Origin of the sequence: Brevundimonas viscosa (assembly GCF_900116065.1) — a bacterium.
GTDB classification, from domain to species: domain Bacteria; phylum Pseudomonadota; class Alphaproteobacteria; order Caulobacterales; family Caulobacteraceae; genus Brevundimonas; species Brevundimonas viscosa.
Map to the genome: position 1 here is coordinate 38,044 of NZ_FOZV01000002.1, position 17,307 is coordinate 55,350.

Genomic DNA, 17,307 nt, shown 5'->3' on the forward strand with positions numbered 1-17,307 from the left:
CAGCCGCTCCGGGTCACCGGACGGCCGCGCGGTCGCCGAGAAGGACAGGCACGGTGACGGCCATGATCCACAGATCCATCCACAGGCTCTGGCGTTCGACGTAATCGATGTCGAGTTGCACCCGGCGACGCACGTCCTGGGCGGTATGGAGCGGGCCGCGCGAGCCGTTGACCGCAGCCCAGCCGGTCATGCCCGGCTTGATCCGATGACGGTGGGCGTATTCCGCCACCAGCCGCGCGGATTCGATGTGGCCGGTCTTCATGCCGATCGCGTGCGGACGGGGCCCGACGAGGGACATCTCGCCCCGGATCACGTTGATCAACTGGGGCAGTTCATCGAGGCTGGTGGCGCGGATGAACCGGCCGATCCGGGTCACGCGCTCGTCGTCGTGGGTGACCTGCCGGCTCGCCGTCGCGTCGGCGGCTTCGTGCCGCATCGAGCGGAACTTCCAGACCACGATCTCTTCCTGGTTGAAGCCGTGGCGGCGCTGGCGGAACAGGACAGGACCCGGGCTGTCGAGCCGGATGGCGACGGCGATCAGGCCCATCAGCGGGGCCAGCAGCACGAGGGCGATCAGGCCGAGGACGAGATCCTGCAGCCGCTTGTTGAAGGCGCGGCGATCCGCGTCCACCGGACCCTGAACGTCGGCGAGCGGGGCCGCCGCGAGCCTGTCGAGGGCGGACGCGGTCTCCGCCGGCCCGTCGGGCTCCACCAGAAGGGTGACTTCATTGGGCAAGACCCGCAGGCGCGCGGTCAGGTCGCGCACCCGGGCCTCGGCGCGCGGGTCGATGGCCAGCACGACGCGGTCGACGTAAGGCGTCATCCGGTGAGCGAGCAGATCCTCCGCCGTCCCGAGCACCGGCACGCCGGCCACGGCCTTCGGCGCACGGGCCAGGCGGTCGTCGAAGATCCCGAGGACGTTGAGGTCCCGACGCTGCAGAGCCTCGCGGATCAGGGCCTCGGCCCGCCGGGTGGCGCCGACCAGCACGATATTGGGCGTCAGGGCTCCGCTGGCGCGCCAGCGGCCGACCAGGTCGCTCCAGCCGGTGTGCAGGGCGTTGAGGGTGATCAGGACCAGTCCGGCCCACACCAGATAGGCGGTCCACTGGGCTTGCGAAGCGTTGAGCACGGCCGCGACGGCCATCGCGACGGCCGCGCCGGAGGCCACGATCGCCGCCACCGAGGCCAGGTGTACGGCGGTCCGCTGGCCTCGCGCGAACCGGTAGCGGCCTGTGGAGCGCATCAACCCAAGGGTCGCGGTCGTCCCGGCGGCGAAGGGCGCGACCTGCCAGATCTCGACATGCGCCAGCGGACCGGACGAGGACGCCCAGGCGACCAGCAGGGTGACGGCGACGACGGCGAGGACGTCGAAGGCGCGAAAATAGTGGGCCGCGAGCCGTGACGCGTGGCGTTGCCGGGCGTTCAGCCAGACCTCCGGGCGGAACGGGCCGCGGCGCGACGCGTCGTCGTCGGCGGCCGCAGCGCTCGCCACCCATGCGCGCAGGCGCGCGGCGTCCGCCCCGGCGGGCGGCGCGTCGGCGACGGTGAGGCGGCTGGCGGCGTCGGTCATGCGATCCCGCAGGAGGTTCGTCCCCAGCCTGCATATCCCGCCTCACTGTCGCGTTAACGCCCGGACCGCCCGAACCCGTTGCGCCGGCCCGCGCGCTCCGCTAAGCACGCCGCCTGCCGGAGACGTGGCCGAGTGGCTGAAGGCAACGGTTTGCTAAATCGTCGTACCCTGTAAGGGGTACCGAGGGTTCGAATCCCTCCGTCTCCGCCAGATGCCCCTCCGCAGGGGTTCGCCACAGTCCACAGACAATCCAGCCAGAGCCCTGCCAGCGGGCGTTTCCGTGCGTCAGAGTTCGCAGCGGTTCGCCGCAAGCCGACGTCCGATCTTAGGGCGGAACTTAGGGCGGGCTTAGGGTGGCGACCGATCCTGACGTTCCCCTATGTTCTACTTCCGTTCACGGAGGCCGTAGGTGGCGCGAGCGATCAACAGACTGACCAGCCGGGGCGTCGCCGCCCTGCGTGAGCCGGGGCTCCATGCCGACGGCCAAGGTCTGTACGTGCGGATCGACCAGACCTGCGCCCGGCGCTGGGTGCTGATCTTCCACCTGCGGGGCAAGCGCCGGGAGATGGGCCTCGGCTCGCTCGAGGACGTCAGCCTGGCCGAAGCGCGGGCGGCGGCCGAGGCGGCGCGGTCTTTGATCCGCGACGGGCTGGACCCCATCGAGAAGCGTAAGGCGGACGCCATCCCGCCGGTCTCGCGCCTGTTCTCCGCCGTGGCCGCGGACCTGATGGATACGCTGGAGCCGAGCTGGCGCTCACCGAAGCAGCGCGGCCAGTGGGAGGCTTCGCTCCAGCAGCATGCGCCGGCGATCTGGAAGGCTGACGTCGCGGCCGTCGACACCGAGATGGTGCTGGAGGCGCTGAAGCCGATCTGGTCGACCAAGGCCGAGACAGCGACCCGCGTGCGCTCGCGGATCGAGCGGGTGCTCGACGCGGCCAAGGTCCGGGGCCTGAGGGCAGGGGAGAACCCGGCCCGCTGGAAGGGCCACCTGTCGGCCCTGCTCCCGAAGGCCGAGCGCAACAAGGATCACTTTGAGGCCATGCCCTACGCCGACGTCCCGGAGCTGATGAAGCTCTTGGCCACGCGGACGAGCATCTCCTCGATGGCGTTGCGGTTCCTGATCCTGACAGCCAAGCGGTCCGGCGAGGTCCGCGGCGCCACCTGGGATGAGATCAGGGGCGATGTCTGGATCATCCCGGCCGAGCGGATGAAGGGCGGCCGGGAGCACCGGGAGCCGCTGTCGGCGCCGGCGCTGGAGGTGCTGGAACTCATCCCCGCTGAGGCCCGCCGCGGCATCATATTCGCCGGCTGGAACGGGCAACTCAGCGACATGAGCCTGTCGAAGGTCCTGCGGACCAACGGCTTCGACGGCCCGACCGTGCACGGCTTCCGGTCATCCTTCCGGGACTGGGCCGGCGACTGCACCACCTATGCCCGCGAGACCATCGAGGAGGCCCTGTCGCACCAGATCGGCGACAAGGCCGAGCGGGCCTATCGCAGGTCGACCGCGCTGGAGAAGCGCCGCGCCCTCATGGCCTCCTGGGCCGATTTCTGCACCGGCCGCCGCGGCCAGGTCATCCCCATCAGTAGAGTATCGGAGGGCGCGTGAGCACCGCAGTTGAGACAGCTATCCCGCAGACGGACGAGGACCGCGCGGCGCTCATGGTGCGCCTCGTGAAGGAAACCCTGCACGCCGACACCGCCGAGGGCCGGGCGGGGATTGGCGCGATCCTGCGTGAGCTTCGGCACGCGGACCCTGAAGCGATCGAGCGGCTCGCGGCCGGCATCCAGATAGCGCGGGCGGGGCTCAGGGCAGGGGCGACCACGCATTGAAGCATGGGCGCTCGCGACCCCGACACCATCAACTCGCCGCCGCACCCCCTGACAGCCCTGACCCTCGCTGAGATGCACGCCCGACGGTGGCTCGTGCTCGCCGTCTGTCCGACCTGCGGCGCCCGGACCCACGTCGACCTCTCCGCCCTGCGCCGGCTGCTCGGCGACGCCTATGTCCTTTGGGGGCGATCGACCCGGTGCAAGTCTTGGGTGCGATGGGAGGTCGATCGCCGTTGTCCCGGCCATGTCGCCTTCTGGGCTAGCTCCAGCCTCACCGGCACGGCCGTGCCGCTTAGGATGTCCGGCGAGGTGAGGGACGCGGTCGAGCTTCGCGCACAGGCGGCGCAGCGCCGCTGATGGGGCAGACCCTCTCGTGCGCGATCACCTGGTCCAGGCGCCGCATGTCGATGACTCGGGCGCAGGTCGGGCATCTGATCCGGTGTTCCGCCACCTTCAGCCGGGGATCTGGCGCTTCCATGGAACGGCCAATCCGGTTCGGCGCTGAGTCGTTCCGATGGCCCGTCCGCAGATCATCCGCGAAGAGCACGGCGTCGTGCTGATGTTCATCGACGCCCCGCGCGAGGCTCGCAGCGGGACCGGCGGCCCGCACTATCGCATCACCAGCAAGCGGGCGGTCCAGCCGATCGTACGGAGCGACCGGGCCGAGGCGGACGTGTGCTTCCTGCGAGAGGTCGCGGCGTCGAAGCGCGATCCGCTGGTCGAGAAGATACTCGCGGCGGGCCTGTGACAGCAGAACGCCCCCGGCGTGAACCGAGGGCGTCTGTCGGAACCCCTACGGTGTTCCTGTGGCTCCGCGAAGAGCCTGCGGATCAGGGGCAATGCCCCGCACCGCGCGCGCCGGCAGTATGCCAGACAGCAGAAAGGCCCGCCACCCCGTAGGGCAGCGGGCCTCGAACGCCTCTCGGGCGTCATGGATATGGGGTCAGGTGGGAACTAGCCCGGCTCGCGCGGTCGAGGCGTCGGCGCCGGGCAGCGAAGCCCGCGCATCCCCATCTCGTCGAAGAACCGGCAGAGCCGGCCGACGGTGGCCCAGCCTTCCTCGCCCCAGGCTTCGACCGCGTTGTCGTACTGCTCCCCGGCGATCCGGGAGGTCAGGACGTCATCCGGCGGCACCGGCTTCGGCTGGACCGCCAGGTCCGCGGCAGGCGGGAAGGTCGCGCCCGGCGTCTCGCAGCTGGCGACAGCGACGGCGCAGCTCGCGATCATCAGGCAGGCCGTCAGGAAGCTCTTGCGCGGCATGGTCTCTCTCCTTTTGCCGGTCACGGATGGTTAGGGTGTCGTTCAGGCGCTCGTCGGCGGCCTTCTCGCGGGCAGGGGCGGCCTTGCGCTCCAACCGGGCTTCTCTGGCGGCCTGACGGTCTCGCTCGCCCTCAGAGGCCCGGTGAGCGCAGTAGGCGCCGAAGAGCAGGAAGGCGGCGAGGATGCCGACCACGGCCCAGCCCTGCGGCGAGAGCATCTTCGGGACGCGGCGGAGGAAGGCGAGGGCCTTGAGGGCGAGGACGATCATCGCGGGTTCCACAGGTTGAGCGCCCAGCACACCCCGGCGACCGCGGCGACGCAGAGGACGACCGGGACCATGGCGGCTAGGCTGAGGAAGGTGAGGCGGTGGCCGGTCACGACGCGTAGAGCGCGGCTTCGGCGGCCCGGCGGCGAGTGAGGCCGGCCATGACGCGCCCCCCCGCCCGGTTCCAGCGGCCGAACTGCTGGCGCGCCCCGGCGTAGTCTCCCGCCTTGTGCATCTTCAGCAGGGTCGAGCCGCGGAAGTTCGCGAGGCCGACGTTGTAGGCGAGGCTGACCATCGCATCGAACTGGCCCTGCGTCGTGGGCGACCCGTCCAGCGCGTCCAGAACCCCGGCGGCGAAGCGGTCCAGATCCATTTGGAACCGGGCGGCTGCACGCTCGCGGCTCCAGACCGTGCCGAGCTTGATCGGACGGCCCTCCTCGTCCGTGGTGGAGCCGAAGCCAATGGTGATCGGCAGGCCGCCGGTGCCAGGGTCGACGTAGGCCTCCGAGCGGAAGCCTTCGAACGAGTGGATCAGGTCGATCCCCGCCCTGCTGACCTTCATCGCCTCACCCTCTCGGGGCAGGGCGAACATGTCCGCCAGTTCGTCGATCGCTTCGACGTGGAGCGGCATCAGCTTGCCGCCGGGCGCGAACGGCCGGACGGCGTCGAATAGGGCCTTGCGCGACATCGCGGGCCTCCGTGCTATAGTCAGGGGATGCGCCGGACCGACCGCTTCACCATCACGCTCGTCATCATGGCGATCGGGCTGGTGGTCTGGGCTATTCAGCGGCTCGGGTAGGGACCGGCTCGTCGGGGCGGTTCACCACCTCAACCGGCTGGGGCTGGCGGCGATCGACGCCGGAGCGCGCGATTTCGACGTCCGCCTCGGCCGCGACTTCAGCCTTGCGGGTCCGCGACTGCTCCCACGCCTTCGCGGTGTAGAGGGCCGCGGTTCCGGCCCATGCGGCGCCGATGTAAACCGCGCCCTCGCTCAACGAGGCCGTGCGAAACGGGATTGTCACGGTCGCCACTGCGGAAGACCAGCCCGCGAGGTGCAGGGTCGAGGGTCGGGCGATCTCCCCGATGAAGGTGGCAAGGCGGTCGAGGTTCATGCCCTGCCCTCCGTCCGGGTCATGGACGCCATGACCTGCTGCTGCTGCCTGATCTGGCCGTTGAGCATCTCGACCTTCTCCAGCGCCTTCCGCGCGTCCTCGCGGGCCTCATCCCGTTCATGGCGGGTCCGTTCCAGCTCGGCGGTCAGCCTGGCCGCCTCGGCTTCCGCCGCCTCAACCCGCTGATGAGCATGGGCGAGGGCCGCCGTGATCCGCGCAACGTCCGCCTGAAGCCGCTCGATCTCCTCCCGGAGCCCGCTCGTCACCTCGGTAAACGCCGAGGCCGTGGCCGTGATGACCGCGGCCTCTCCGGTGGCGTGATCCTTGGCGGCCACGGCGTCCGCGTTCCGGCGGGAAGGCCGCTCGACTATCGCCTTCAGCACGGCCCCCAGCCCCAGGGCGCCCAACAGGCTGGCTATCCCCTGCCACGAGGCGAGCGGGGTGATCGGGTCGCCTGCGGACATGGCGGCTCCTAGAGCTGGGGTGGTCGGCGGATTTCCGGTAGAGGTTGGCCCGTCACGCGTGATGCGGGCCGTCACTGGCTCGGGGCCGGGGGAGGTGTTCGCTGCACCTTCCCCGGCTGCGTTCTGTCGTGTAGGCCACGACAATGGACAGGAACGAAGCGCCCCTGTGGTATGTCGTCGCTTTCGTGGCGGCTTGGTGCGCCGTGATTATCGGCGGAACCTGCCTCGGGATGCGGCAGTCAACCGCTTCGGCGGCCGAACAGATCAGTACGGAGTGAGCGCGCCCATGTAGGCGCGAACGCCGTCACCGAGGGTCCACAGGGACAGCACGAGGGTTTTCAGGTCAGCGCGGGCTCCGAAGAACACGAGCAAAAGCCCGACCTGAAAGCCGGTGAACAGCAGTCGCATAACGCCAGAGGTGAGGGCCGGGAGTTGGCCCGTCAGCACCAGAACCAGCCCGAGCATGTAGAGGGCCGGAATGAAAACAGACATCAGCAGATGGGTGAACATCACCGATGAAATGGTGGTGTGGACCGGCTCGATGTCGATGACCTGCTGCCGGAGCATCCAGACCATTACACCCATCACCAGCCAGTAGAGGACTTTCGGCCAGCCCGTTTGCGCGTCGGCGCTCACGTCAACGCCAAAGTCTGAAATCAGGTAGGCCAGATCGACAGTCTGGAGATACAGGCCCGCGCCAATCGCGAAGGGCACCGCTATGAACAGCAGAGCGCGCCGGAACCCGGCTGGAGAGATCATTAGCCGCCAGCGCGGCATGAAGAGGTTGAGAAAACCCGGCAGTAGCAGCGAAACCACGAACAGGAGCAGATACGGAACCAGCCCACCGTGAACGAAAGCCGCCCCTACCAGTATGAGGCCTGCTATCCACCACGGCCGGCCCAAATAGTAGTTGGACAGCGCGACCACGACCATGGCGAACGCCAGACCTTCGCGGATTTGAACCCCGGCCTTGACGGAAAGGATCGCGACGATGGTGGTCGCGACCGCAATCGCATGAAGTGGCCCCAGACGTGGCTGCGCCGGGATCAGGAATGACAGCCAGACGGCGAACCCCACGAACGCGGCGAGCATCGCCAGCCGGAAGCCCTCGTATCCATTCTGGCCGAATACCCGGTTGGCGACCTCGATCAGCCAGACAAAACCCCGGTCGCGCCCCTGCGTGTAGAGCCACGCCCCACCGTTGTTGTAGATGTGCTCATACCCCCGCCAGTCGAACGTTGCATCCGACCACTGATAGGCGACAATGAGCGCAAGGCTCGCGAGCAGGGCGGAAAAGATCGCGACGTGCGGTGCGGGCCGGTACATTCCGACGGATTTATCCGGCTCGCAGCCGGCCCGCAATATCAGGAGATTTTCTGGACGAGGAGGCGGTTGTATTCCGCGTCGGTCGTCACATCCTGGTCGACCCCGGTGCTCTGGAAAATCTGGAGCGTGAAGGTGTCGCCTGCGTCCAGATAGACCGCGCCGCTCAGCTCGAACACGACGGGAATGCCGCCTCCGGTCGAGCCGTCGACAAGAGCGTTGCGGCCCTTCATGTTGACCCCCGCGCTTGTCGCCAGTCGCATGTAGGCAAACGTCTCTCCAGCGGCATCGAACCCGTCTAGCGCAAGGGCTGCGTCAAAGCGGTACACGCCGGACTGGTGCACAGTTCCGATGCCAGTTGTGTCGTCGTAAGATATGGCGTCGGCCCGGTAGACAACTTGCGTGTTGTAGAGGATCGCAACGTTCGTATATGACGTGACGGTCTGGGCGCTGTTCTTGCGAAGGAACAGCATTGGAGCTTCGCGCGTGTCGTAGACCTTGCCCGTCGAGCCGTAGGTGATGTGACTTCCAACAGCACCCTTGTCGTAGACGTAGCAGGTCTGCACCGCGTCGATGGTGACGTTTTTGACGTTGGGGCCTTCAAGGCTGATGGCCGGGTAAAGCGGGTGTTCGCCGTTGACGCCGTCGTCATAGGTGGCTGGCGCGCCGCCCAGCTCAAAATAGCAGCTGTAGAACCCGAGGCCGAGCGCTCGGTTGATCTTGATGAGCTTCGCGACGTAGCAGGCGCCGCCCGGCGTCCCGAGAACGCCAGCGCCGTCAGCGACAAACTCGTGCTCCACAGAGGCCGAATAGACGCCCTCAAAGGCCACGCCGACGAATGCGTTGTTGATCGGCGAGAGGGTCGTCCCGCCCATTTCGAGGGCGCACACGATCCCTTGAATGGAGCCGCCGCAGAAGACGTTGGCGTTGCTGTCCTCGTAGATGCCGAGGCCGATGTTTGGCTTTGATCCGTTGTCCTTGGCGATATAGAGGCTGTCGAAGCGACCGTAGAGGGTCAGGTTGCCGTTGGCGGCAGGCTCCAGCAGGACGCCGTAGTCAGCAACCGCGTTGTCGAGAGTGGCGACCTCCACGTTGGTGAGCTGGGGGCGCTGAATGCCCGCGACGCGCAGAACGGCCCGAGCCGTGTTGGCACCCGAGTGGTAGATCGACAGGTCCCGCAGCCCGAACCCGCCGTAGCCGTTGAGCGCGCTTTCCATCTCGACGGCGTAACCAGCCGCCGGAGCCGCGCGCTCGATGACAGTCCCGCGCTCCGTCCCGGCGTTGTAGAAGGCGTGGTGGGCCGTGCCCTTGCCGGCGAGGTTCACGGCCTTCTTGAGCGTCAGGGTTCCGGTGCCAGTCTGCGTTCCAACCGGCAGGTTAAGGACCGCGCCGCCCGCAGTCAGGCCGTCGATGCTCGCCTGTAGTCCGGTAAAATCTCCGAGGTCTTTCGTGTCGCGCAGCTTGTCGCGAACGCTCCGGCTTCCCGCTCCCGTTCCCGATTGCAGGAACAGCAGGTTATTGGTCGCCGCTTCCTTGTCCGCCAGATCGTTGAGGTTCTGCGCCTTGGCCGCACGGGCCGCGATCGCCGCGGCGTCATCGCCGAGGGCTTGGATGGCGAGCGCATCCTCGTAATTCTGCTGCGCGGCCGCAGCGGCCGCTTCGGCTTCATCGACGTAGGCCTGGGCTGCCGCTGCGGCGGCTTGCCCGGCAAGCGCGGCGACCAGCGGCCCGCCGGCGACGGCGACCCGCACCTGGTTGTTCACCAGCCTGAGAACGCGATCAGCCATTCTGGGTCACTCCGGGCTTGATGATGAACTTGCCCTCCATCATCCGGGTCTTCTCCAGACCGCCTCCGGTGATGTGCAGGTCGTAGTAAAGGGTGACGTCCTTGCCGGCGCCGGCGGCGTTCAGGAGCAGGCCCTCGATGGTCGTCTCGTTGATGCGGATTTGGACGCTGCTGAGCGTCTGGCCCTCCACGGTCGCGACGCTGACGCTGATCCCTTGAGCGTTGGAGGCGGCATTCGCCAGCGAGACCGGCGGGTCGCCTGCCGCATCGGGGAGGACCCGTATGTGCATGGCGAAGGTCGCGGCCGAGAAGTCGAAGTCCTCGAACACGGTGACGTCGACGAACGGCGTCCATCGCTGAGCGACGAGGTCGACCCTGGCGGGTGTGATCATGGCTGTCTCGCTGATCTGGCCGCCCTAGCGAGCGACGTACTGCAGGTCGTAGGCGGGGGCGGTGACGCCGGCCGGAGCGGTCTCGGCGAGGACGAGCGCGCCCTCCTCGGAGACGACGATGTGCCCGTCGTCGATATGCATTCCGTCGTCACCGGTGATGACGAAGAGTGCTTCTCCATCCCGGGCGTTGAGCGCCAGCATCTCTGGAGGGGCGACGACCTTTCGCAGGATCGCTCCCGACACCGGATCGATCACGAGGGCCCGGTCGGTCACCGCTTCATCTCCTCGACGCTCAGGGTTCGGCCCTGCACGGTCTGGATGGCCGCGTCGTTGTTGCTCAGGCTGACGATCAGGTTGAACGTGTACGTCCCGGCCGCCAGCGTCACCGTCGCCTCCGGCGTCTGCCAGCCCTGAATGTAGTCGCCGCCGATGGCGTCATAGGTCAGGTCGATCAGGTTTCCGCCAAAGGGCAGCGACTGCTCGATCCTCACCCGCGCCGAAATGCCCCCCGCGGACGGGTGGTGCACGGTCATGAAGAAGTTGCCGCGCACCTTCAGCCGGCCGCCCGTCGACGTGTAGGTGACCGTCTGAATGGTCGTGAACGACGTGCCGCCGAGAGTGAGAGACGCCGAGGTGTCAGCCACAGCCGAGTTCGTGACGGCGTTCGGCGCAATCTGCGCGGTATCAGCCTCATCGAGCACCGCCAGATCGCCTGCCAGGGCGCCGCCGGTTCCGGGGGCCGTGCGGACTACATCCGCGGTCTCGAGCGCGTCCCCGAGCTGCTCCTGGTCGAGGGGAAGGCTATAGCCGGTCACCGCCACAGGATCGAGGACAAGTCGGTCTGATGTCCGGTTGCCCCGGCGGTACGAGAGGGCGACCTCCCAGTCCCCGGCCGTGACGCCTGAGATGATCTTCTTCGCCAGTTCGGGCGTCGAGACGACTTCCTCGATCCAGTCCGTCGCGCCAGAAGCCCGGTACTCAATGACGATCTGGTCGGCCACGCCATCCGGCATGCCCCCCGTGACCACGATCGCAGGGACCTCCGAGCCGTCAGAGCCGGTGACGGTCCCCGCGACCGCGCTCCATTCGGTCGCCTCGGGAGCCGGCGGAGTAGGATCGACCGCGGTGAGCGATGGGCTCGCCGGCGGGCTGGCGCTCTGCCCCAGCGCCCATGCGTGCTTCGCGTCCGTCTCCGACCGGCACTCCAGCGTAACGACGGCCGAGGCCGAATCGAACGGCCGGCGCATCAGCACGACCTTCTGGCCGTTCATGCCCGTTTCCGGAGCCTCGACGGTGAAGGCGTCTCCTGCCCGGAGGCCGAGCATGTAGGGCTTCGCCGGGATCGAGGGCCGCAGCGTCTCGCGGGCGTTCGCCAGGTCGTAGGCCGCGAGTTCGGCCGCCTGTTTGGCGGCGGCATTTCCTCCGCCGACGTAGCGATAGCTGACCTCGCGGGTGCGGGGTTCGCCCCGGTCCTCTGTGACGTAGGTCTCAGCCGAGACCGCCCCGGCCGGCACCTCCTCCCACTTGTGCGGCTCCGACCGATAGCGGGGAACGATGGTGTTCGGCCGGTCCCGACGCGAGGCCATGACCCCGATCCGAACCGGCCCGACGATGTCCTCCTGCGTCAGGGTCAGGATCGACGCCCGAGGAGCCTCCGTCATGCAGCCGATCATGGCGCCGCGGTTGAGCGGAACGGCCCCTCCGGCCTGCAGCATGGCGGCCAGCACCTGCCACTTGTCGTCCGACGTCGTCCATTCGCCGCTGATCTTCCAGCCGTTAGCGTCCGCGACGTTCGCGCCTTCGACGAAGGAGGCGATGTCGATCGCGGCGTCCGGGGCCCCGACCCCCGCGAGCCGCTTCGTCCGGTCGATCGAGCCGTCAGTCTCGAGCTTGAAATGACCCCGCACCCACGCCAGCGCATGCAGGTGCGGGTTCTCGGAGTAGGCCCAGGTCGTCCAGTCGTCCCGTCGCTGCGGGCCCGAGCCGCCCGGGTAGGTGCTGTCCAGCCGAGGATCCCAGACCAGCATCCCGAGCAGGGTCCAGAGCGGCCGAGGCACGCCGCTCTCGTAGCTGGCCCGCTTGGAGTTGTTCTTCAGGGTCCAGAAGCTGGCGGCGAGGCCCGGCGTGGTGTGGCTGGTCGTCCACTCGCTCATGGAGGGCGAGCCGTCGGGGACGCCGGAGGGCGGCTGCAGGGCCGTATCGGTGGGGAGCCCCAGCCGATACGTCATCCACATCTTGTCCTTGTAGGGCTCGACGCTCGCGGCCAGTCCATCAGGGCCGGGGAAGGTCACGACGGTGTCGTTCGCCTTGAACTGGGCGATGCCCTCGATAGGCCCGAGGCTCATTGTCGTGGCAAACGACAGGTAGAGGTTGCCCTTGCCCCAGACGTTGCCGTGAAGCTGCCGGCCGCCGACGCCGAAGCGGCCCATGACGCCGGAGATCGGAGCCGCAGGGTCCGCCTTGAAAGCAGTCGGGGAGCCGCCAGCGCCGACGCGGGGCTGGAACAGCGCGCCTGCCGCAAGGGCGAGGCTGGCGTTGAGAGCCAGCGTCCCGGCCGCGCTGGTGAGAGCCGCTGCGGTTCCGGCCGAGAGGCCAGCTGCGGTCAGAGCGCCCGTGAGGGCCCCGCCCACAGCGGCTGCAGCACCCCCGACCCAGCTGATCGCGGCCCCGGCCGCAGCGGCGACGAAGGGCATCTAGATCGACCTCCACGCAGCGTCGTAGCGGAGCGGCTGGAACACGGTGCAGACGCCAGCCGCCTCCCAGAAGCCGAGGACCCGCCCGTTCCCCACGGCGACCGCCAGCGCCAGATCGGAGCCATCCGCAGCCGGCAGGGTCAGGATGTCGCCCGGCAGGGCCATCGCCGGCGCGATGCGCGGCAGGCCCAGCGCATCCACCGCTTCGGCCAGGGTTTCGTAGCCGAGGCGCTTCATCACCCGCCGGGCGCCCGCCTCCGACGAGTAGCTTCCCGCCTTCAGGAGCGAGGCCCGCACTCCCTGCTTCCTCAGCGCGAAAGCCGCCATGCGGACACAGTCGTCCGTCCCGAGCTTCAGGGGCTTGTCGCGAAAGCGGTCGATCGTGGCCTGCACCGCCTCGACCCGGCGGATCATCGGGCTCATCAGAACAGGCCCCGAACGATGTCGTTGAAGCCGCCGCCGCCGCCGCCGATGGGCGAGCCGCCGTAACCGCCCCCGCCACCGCCGCCGGTCGTGTCGCTCACCACCCGCGGCCGGGGCGCGTCATAGCCCCACGGGAGATCGCGCTGGATCTCGGTGACGAACTGCATCCCCAGCGCCCCGGGATAGACCGACTGCCAGAACTGATGGTTGAGCCGGTGGCCCTCGTTGGCCTCGAACAGCCGCTCCCATGCGGAGACGGCGTCGAAGCTGATCACCGTGGCGGTTTCGCTGGCCTCGACCTCGGCGGTGTCCAGCTCGCCGGCGAAGAGGAGCTCCGGCTCGCCGATCACCAGCCCCGACGCCTGGTCGACCGCGGCGAACCAGCTGTAGATCGGCGAGCCCTGACTGGCCGGGTTCGTGATGTCGGCCAGCGCTGGCAGCGATGCCGGCAGGAAGGTGAAGCGCACCGTCGGCGCTTCGGTCCCGACCTGCTCCGTCATCTCCTCCACCGCATCGAGGACGCCGTAGACCTCGTCCTCGCCGGTGTAGGTCTCGCCGCCGTGGACGACTTCGCCCGCCCCATCCACCAGCAGGATCGTGTGCCCCGGAAGCTCCATCTTGAGCAGCAGGCACACCAGCGGCGCCGCACCTTTCAGCGCGGCGTCGAGAGAGGCGTCGAGGGCCATCGGCTACTCTCGCTCGGTCACGGTAAAGGACAGGCCGACGAACATCCCGCGGTCGACGGTCCATTCGGTCGCCCGGCCGGAGAGGAAGCCCTCGATCACCGGCTCGGCGAAGTTGGCGGCCGAGTTGTCGGCTGGCGAGCGGCGGATCATCGGGTTGATCGGCAGGGCCGCGGCAGCGCCGCCGGATGCGACGGTGTCGGTTGCCACCTGGTATAGGTACTTCTGGCCCGTGGGGCCCACGAGGTTGAACCACTGGCCGGCGCGGGCGACGTACTCCGGCGTGAAGCCATCCAGCGCCAGGAACGAGCCGAGTTGGCCGGCGCCGTTGACCAGCGGGGAGCCCGGCGCTCCAACATCAAACTCCGGCTGCGGGATCGGCAGGATGACCGTGTCGGCCTCAGCGCTGGTCAGGGCCGCCACCCAGGCCATGGCGGCGTCGTAGTAGAGCGGCGGCAGCTCCACGTCGGCGGCCCACTTGGAACCGAGACGCCGAACCCGGCTGGTCGGACCGCCGAAGGTCGGCTCCAGATCGCGGCGACGGCTGACCAAGCGCCAGATGATCGACACCGGCACGTCCGTCGTCGGCAGGATGATCGCCATCAGCGGACGAAGCTCTGACGGGCCCGGCGGACGGCCTGGCGGCGCTCCTCGCGGACGGCTGCGTAGCCCATCATTGCCGTGTTCGCAGCGATGGGTGTGGCGACCTCGGTGGCGGTGTCGACCACATAGGCGTGCATGCCGTCCTTGTCGGCCGACACACGCACATCGACCCTCGCGGCGATAGCGGAGGCCGCTGCATCTCTGGACTGGGCGTCCCGCGCGCTGAAGGCGCGGACCGCCGCGGTTGAGGCCTCCGCGCTGGAGTTGTCGTTCGCGGCCGAAGGCAGGCCGGGCGTTCCGCTCCCGCCGCCCTTGAGGCCCAAGCCTGCCAGCAGGCCGAGCATGGCCGCCACGGCCGGAAAGGCCCATGGCCCGAGCGCCTCGAACATCTTGGCCGCCCCAGCTGCCGTAGAGGCAGCGCCCTTGGCCATGGAGTTGGCGACCGACGAGGCGGCTTCCTGCCGGCCGAAGAGGATCGACTGGAGCATCCCGGCCAGTTGCTGCGCCCGATAGACCTGCTCGATGGCCAACATGACCCGGTAGCCGTCAGACCCCTCGCGGAAGAACCCACGCGCCGCCGCCGCCATGTCGCCGTAGGACTGGATTTGCGCCTGGGCCCGCTCTCTGTCGGCCTGCATCGCGGAGAGGCGGTGCTCGCGTTCGGCGAGCGCGATGCTGGCCAGGCGCTCTTCATAGCCGGTCATGGTGGTGAGCAGGTCGCCCAGCGCCCGGCCGGTCTCCCCGAAGGCCGAGGAGAGCCCGCTCGCCATGTCCCGGGTCAGGTCGTCGATCAGGCGCAGCTCGTCGGCGGTCTGCTCGAGCGTGTCGTAGATGTCGACGAACATGCCCTGCAAGGGCTGCAGGTTCACCCGCTCAAGCTGCTGAAGGCGCTCAACGACCTGGGCGGTCTCGCGAACCCCGTCTCGGCCCGCGCCCCCGCTGCGCCGTTCCGCGTCGGCGTCTCCGGCTTCCCCGCGGATACGGTTCCGCGCCGCGTTGGTGATGCTGCCGGCGAGCGCCGCACGTTGCCGGTCCAGCCATGCGAGCCCGTCCTGCGCCCCCTGCGCCGCCCCGCGGGCGAACGCCCCGCCGGCCGCGCGTCCGGCTCCGGCGAAGCGGTTGGCGAATGCGGGAGCCTCGATGGCGCGGATCAGCGGCAGGTCAGCGCCCGGACTGACCGCGTTGGACGCCAGGATGAAGGCGTTCAGCAGCGTCCGCCCCCGGTTGACCATGTCCACCACGGCCCGGATCACTTGATTGGCCGCCGAGATGGCGATGTCGCCGAGCGCCTCGGGCAGCATGCCCCACGAAGCGATGATGCCGCCCCGCGCCGCGCCGAACCCGGCCGCGATGTTCCGGATGCCCTGCCAGACGAAGGACGTCACCCGGTCCATGGTTTCGCTGAACCACTCCCCGAGCTTCGTCACCGAGGGCCCGACCTTGTCCCAGATGATGTCGCGCAGATAGCTCAGCGAGCCACCGACCACGTCACCCATGGTGACGCCCCGGTTCTGGACTTTCTCCAACTGCTTCTCCGTCAGGCCCATTCCTTCGGTCAGGTCGCCGAAGTCCTTGTTGAGCTGGCGCGTGGCGAGCGCGAGAGTGCCTCCGATCACCGCCGTGGCCGCCCCGACCGCGGCTATGAGGGGGAGGAACGGAGCCATCGCCCGCCAGGTGGCCGCCGCCGCGGCGTTCATCGCTGCCGTGACGGTCGTTCCGGTGCGAGCCGCCGCCATCTGGAAGGTGTCCAGCACCTGCGGCCCCTGCTGGATCGCGATCAGGAGCGGGTTCATCCCCATGGCGGCGGTGACGCCGATGTCGGTGAACTGGCGGGACAGGTTCAGCCCTTCGGCAGCCGTGAGCCCCATGCCGCCCCGGACGGCCGCGAGAGTGGCCGCCTGCTGCCGGATGGCGGTGTTGGCGACCATCTGGGCAGCGCCCTGACCCCGAGCGGCCGCAGCGAGCCGCTCCGTCGCCGTCTCAGCCCGGGTGGCCGAAGCGGTCAGGTTGTCCAGATGGCCGTCGGCCTGGGCGACCTCCTGGCTTTCGACGCGGATCCCGAGGGAGGCGAGGTCGGTCATGACGTGCTCTCCTTCAGGGCCTCAGCGGCAGCTTTGGCTTCGCGGGCCTTGATCGCCGCCCGCAGGCTGGCCCGGATTTCCGCGACGTTGGTGGGCTTCGGCTTGCTCGACAGCCGGCCCGGCATGGCGGCCTCGTAGGCGTCGTCCAGCCGCCGGATCAGGCTCTTCTGCCAGTAGGGCAGGCCGCCCGGCACCGCCTCGGCGTAGGCGTTGATCTCGGCCCAGGTGATCTGCTGCGTCGCGAGGCCGACGAGCCGGGTCGGCCTTAGAGCGGCGAAGTCGTCCCAGACGTGCCGGAGGGCCTCGGGGAAGGGCGGCAGCCGGGCGCCGGCAGCGCCCGCAGCGACGGCCTCGGCGAAGGCGATCAGCTCTCCGGCGAGGCCTTCATGAAATTTGCCCGGTCAGCGACGAAGACGCGGACCTGCTGCCGGAGCCAGCGCAGACGCTTGTAGAGCTTCTTGGCGTTCTCCTCCGAGAACTTCAGGACTTCGCCGTCGAGGACGATGCCGCTCCAGCCGACCGTGGCCCGGGCGAGGCGGCTGATCTCCTTGGCCTCCGCCAGTTCGGCCGTGATCGGCTGCCCGCCACGGAGGCTGCGGTTGACCAACTGGCGGTCGAACTTGACCAGCTCGTCGCTGTCGTCGCCGAGGAGCGTGATCGTGACGGCAGCCCCGTCCTCCTGAAGCACCGGCTGGCCATCGGGGCCGTGCACCGGCATCGCGACGCCTTCGTTGGCGACGTCGGCCGTGTCGAGAGAAGCGAGGTCCATGGGTTCTGTCCTTGGAAAAGGACGCCGGGGCGCGACCCCGACGTTGAAGT

General features: G+C 68.9%; 20 protein-coding genes and 1 tRNA gene. 5 read left to right on the forward strand and 16 right to left on the reverse strand.

Annotated features, from left to right (window positions below):
• Nucleotides 1–13 precede the first annotated feature (13 nt).
• Nucleotides 14–1,570 carry an exopolysaccharide biosynthesis polyprenyl glycosylphosphotransferase gene (locus tag BM333_RS04230; RefSeq protein ID WP_092307702.1) on the reverse strand — a complete coding sequence of 519 codons (1,557 nt, stop codon included), beginning with the start codon at nucleotides 1,568–1,570 and terminating at the stop codon, nucleotides 14–16.
• A gap of 118 nt (nucleotides 1,571–1,688) precedes the next feature.
• Between BM333_RS04230 and BM333_RS04235 the strand changes: the two genes are divergently transcribed.
• The 5 genes from BM333_RS04235 (at nucleotide 1,689) to BM333_RS04255 (ending at nucleotide 4,151) form a co-directional block, all read left to right on the forward strand.
• A tRNA-Ser gene (locus tag BM333_RS04235) sits at nucleotides 1,689–1,780 on the forward strand.
• A gap of 199 nt (nucleotides 1,781–1,979) precedes the next feature.
• The gene (locus BM333_RS04240) at nucleotides 1,980–3,179 is read left to right on the forward strand and encodes a tyrosine-type recombinase/integrase (protein WP_092307704.1); all 1,200 of its coding nucleotides are present in this window, start codon (nucleotides 1,980–1,982) and stop codon (nucleotides 3,177–3,179) included.
• The gene (locus tag BM333_RS04245; RefSeq protein ID WP_092307706.1) at nucleotides 3,176–3,403 is read left to right on the forward strand and encodes a hypothetical protein; all 228 of its coding nucleotides are present in this window, start codon (nucleotides 3,176–3,178) and stop codon (nucleotides 3,401–3,403) included. The genes BM333_RS04240 and BM333_RS04245 overlap by 4 nt, the downstream gene beginning before the upstream one ends.
• Before the next feature lie 3 nt (nucleotides 3,404–3,406).
• On the forward strand, nucleotides 3,407–3,760 hold the full coding sequence (locus BM333_RS04250) for a hypothetical protein (RefSeq protein ID WP_092307708.1): 354 nt from the start codon (nucleotides 3,407–3,409) through the stop codon (nucleotides 3,758–3,760).
• Between the two features lie 157 nt (nucleotides 3,761–3,917).
• Nucleotides 3,918–4,151 (forward strand): hypothetical protein, encoded by a 234-nt coding sequence (locus BM333_RS04255; RefSeq protein WP_092307710.1) that lies wholly within the window; start codon nucleotides 3,918–3,920, stop codon nucleotides 4,149–4,151.
• Nucleotides 4,152–4,357: 206 nt separating this feature from the next.
• On the opposite strand, the gene BM333_RS15885 is transcribed toward BM333_RS04255, so the two are convergent.
• The 15 genes from BM333_RS15885 to BM333_RS04335 form a co-directional block, all read right to left on the reverse strand.
• Nucleotides 4,358–4,663 carry a hypothetical protein gene (locus tag BM333_RS15885; RefSeq protein WP_177221796.1) on the reverse strand — a complete coding sequence of 102 codons (306 nt, stop codon included), beginning with the start codon at nucleotides 4,661–4,663 and terminating at the stop codon, nucleotides 4,358–4,360.
• A gap of 374 nt (nucleotides 4,664–5,037) precedes the next feature.
• The gene (locus BM333_RS04270) at nucleotides 5,038–5,616 is read right to left on the reverse strand and encodes a lysozyme (protein ID WP_218151416.1); all 579 of its coding nucleotides are present in this window, start codon (nucleotides 5,614–5,616) and stop codon (nucleotides 5,038–5,040) included.
• A gap of 91 nt (nucleotides 5,617–5,707) precedes the next feature.
• Nucleotides 5,708–6,040 (reverse strand): hypothetical protein, encoded by a 333-nt coding sequence (locus tag BM333_RS04275; protein WP_092307714.1) that lies wholly within the window; start codon nucleotides 6,038–6,040, stop codon nucleotides 5,708–5,710.
• Complete coding sequence (locus BM333_RS04280) at nucleotides 6,037–6,504, reverse strand: hypothetical protein (RefSeq protein WP_092307716.1); 468 nt, start codon at nucleotides 6,502–6,504, stop codon at nucleotides 6,037–6,039. The genes BM333_RS04275 and BM333_RS04280 overlap by 4 nt, the downstream gene beginning before the upstream one ends.
• Before the next feature lie 264 nt (nucleotides 6,505–6,768).
• Entirely contained in the window at nucleotides 6,769–7,830 is a 1,062-nt protein-coding gene (locus tag BM333_RS04285) for an EpsG family protein (protein WP_092307718.1), read from the reverse strand.
• Between the two features lie 38 nt (nucleotides 7,831–7,868).
• Nucleotides 7,869–9,614: a hypothetical protein gene (locus tag BM333_RS15890; protein WP_092307720.1), complete on the reverse strand. Its 1,746-nt coding sequence runs from the start codon at nucleotides 9,612–9,614 to the stop codon at nucleotides 7,869–7,871.
• On the reverse strand, nucleotides 9,607–10,005 hold the full coding sequence (locus BM333_RS04295) for a hypothetical protein (RefSeq protein WP_092307722.1): 399 nt from the start codon (nucleotides 10,003–10,005) through the stop codon (nucleotides 9,607–9,609). Before BM333_RS04295 ends, BM333_RS15890 begins: the two co-directional genes overlap by 8 nt.
• A 24-nt stretch (nucleotides 10,006–10,029) precedes the next feature.
• Complete coding sequence (locus BM333_RS04300; protein WP_092307724.1) at nucleotides 10,030–10,278, reverse strand: hypothetical protein; 249 nt, start codon at nucleotides 10,276–10,278, stop codon at nucleotides 10,030–10,032.
• The gene (locus BM333_RS04305; protein WP_143105766.1) at nucleotides 10,275–12,698 is read right to left on the reverse strand and encodes a hypothetical protein; all 2,424 of its coding nucleotides are present in this window, start codon (nucleotides 12,696–12,698) and stop codon (nucleotides 10,275–10,277) included. Before BM333_RS04305 ends, BM333_RS04300 begins: the two co-directional genes overlap by 4 nt.
• The gene (locus BM333_RS04310) at nucleotides 12,699–13,121 is read right to left on the reverse strand and encodes a DUF6950 family protein (protein ID WP_177221797.1); all 423 of its coding nucleotides are present in this window, start codon (nucleotides 13,119–13,121) and stop codon (nucleotides 12,699–12,701) included.
• On the reverse strand, nucleotides 13,121–13,807 hold the full coding sequence (locus tag BM333_RS04315; protein ID WP_092307728.1) for a hypothetical protein: 687 nt from the start codon (nucleotides 13,805–13,807) through the stop codon (nucleotides 13,121–13,123). The genes BM333_RS04310 and BM333_RS04315 overlap by 1 nt, the downstream gene beginning before the upstream one ends.
• A gap of 3 nt (nucleotides 13,808–13,810) precedes the next feature.
• Nucleotides 13,811–14,407 carry a hypothetical protein gene (locus BM333_RS04320; protein WP_092307730.1) on the reverse strand — a complete coding sequence of 199 codons (597 nt, stop codon included), beginning with the start codon at nucleotides 14,405–14,407 and terminating at the stop codon, nucleotides 13,811–13,813.
• Nucleotides 14,407–16,488 carry a phage tail length tape measure family protein gene (locus tag BM333_RS04325; protein ID WP_092307732.1) on the reverse strand — a complete coding sequence of 694 codons (2,082 nt, stop codon included), beginning with the start codon at nucleotides 16,486–16,488 and terminating at the stop codon, nucleotides 14,407–14,409. Before BM333_RS04325 ends, BM333_RS04320 begins: the two co-directional genes overlap by 1 nt.
• The gene (locus BM333_RS16335; RefSeq protein ID WP_425425119.1) at nucleotides 16,485–16,856 is read right to left on the reverse strand and encodes a phage tail assembly chaperone; all 372 of its coding nucleotides are present in this window, start codon (nucleotides 16,854–16,856) and stop codon (nucleotides 16,485–16,487) included. The genes BM333_RS04325 and BM333_RS16335 overlap by 4 nt, the downstream gene beginning before the upstream one ends.
• Entirely contained in the window at nucleotides 16,853–17,257 is a 405-nt protein-coding gene (locus BM333_RS04335) for a hypothetical protein (protein WP_092307736.1), read from the reverse strand. The genes BM333_RS16335 and BM333_RS04335 overlap by 4 nt, the downstream gene beginning before the upstream one ends.
• Nucleotides 17,258–17,307: the final 50 nt, after the last annotated feature.

Excerpts from the sequence above, each read along its gene's own strand:
- BM333_RS04230 (WP_092307702.1), bottom strand. The coding sequence starts at position 1,570 with ATGACCGACGCCGCCAGCCGCCTCACCGTCGCCGACGCGCCGCCCGCC.
- BM333_RS04250 (WP_092307708.1), top strand. The coding sequence starts at position 3,407 with ATGGGCGCTCGCGACCCCGACACCATCAACTCGCCGCCGCACCCCCTG.
- BM333_RS04255 (WP_092307710.1), top strand. The coding sequence starts at position 3,918 with ATGGCCCGTCCGCAGATCATCCGCGAAGAGCACGGCGTCGTGCTGATG.
- BM333_RS15885 (WP_177221796.1), bottom strand. The coding sequence starts at position 4,663 with ATGCCGCGCAAGAGCTTCCTGACGGCCTGCCTGATGATCGCGAGCTGC.
- BM333_RS04270 (WP_218151416.1), bottom strand. The coding sequence starts at position 5,616 with ATGTCGCGCAAGGCCCTATTCGACGCCGTCCGGCCGTTCGCGCCCGGC.
- BM333_RS04275 (WP_092307714.1), bottom strand. The coding sequence starts at position 6,040 with ATGAACCTCGACCGCCTTGCCACCTTCATCGGGGAGATCGCCCGACCC.
- BM333_RS04280 (WP_092307716.1), bottom strand. The coding sequence starts at position 6,504 with ATGTCCGCAGGCGACCCGATCACCCCGCTCGCCTCGTGGCAGGGGATA.
- BM333_RS04285 (WP_092307718.1), bottom strand. The coding sequence starts at position 7,830 with ATGTACCGGCCCGCACCGCACGTCGCGATCTTTTCCGCCCTGCTCGCG.
- BM333_RS15890 (WP_092307720.1), bottom strand. The coding sequence starts at position 9,614 with ATGGCTGATCGCGTTCTCAGGCTGGTGAACAACCAGGTGCGGGTCGCC.
- BM333_RS04295 (WP_092307722.1), bottom strand. The coding sequence starts at position 10,005 with ATGATCACACCCGCCAGGGTCGACCTCGTCGCTCAGCGATGGACGCCG.
- BM333_RS04305 (WP_143105766.1), bottom strand. The coding sequence starts at position 12,698 with ATGCCCTTCGTCGCCGCTGCGGCCGGGGCCGCGATCAGCTGGGTCGGG.
- BM333_RS04310 (WP_177221797.1), bottom strand. The coding sequence starts at position 13,121 with ATGAGCCCGATGATCCGCCGGGTCGAGGCGGTGCAGGCCACGATCGAC.
- BM333_RS04315 (WP_092307728.1), bottom strand. The coding sequence starts at position 13,807 with ATGGCCCTCGACGCCTCTCTCGACGCCGCGCTGAAAGGTGCGGCGCCG.
- BM333_RS04320 (WP_092307730.1), bottom strand. The coding sequence starts at position 14,407 with ATGGCGATCATCCTGCCGACGACGGACGTGCCGGTGTCGATCATCTGG.
- BM333_RS04325 (WP_092307732.1), bottom strand. The coding sequence starts at position 16,488 with ATGACCGACCTCGCCTCCCTCGGGATCCGCGTCGAAAGCCAGGAGGTC.
- BM333_RS04335 (WP_092307736.1), bottom strand. The coding sequence starts at position 17,257 with ATGGACCTCGCTTCTCTCGACACGGCCGACGTCGCCAACGAAGGCGTC.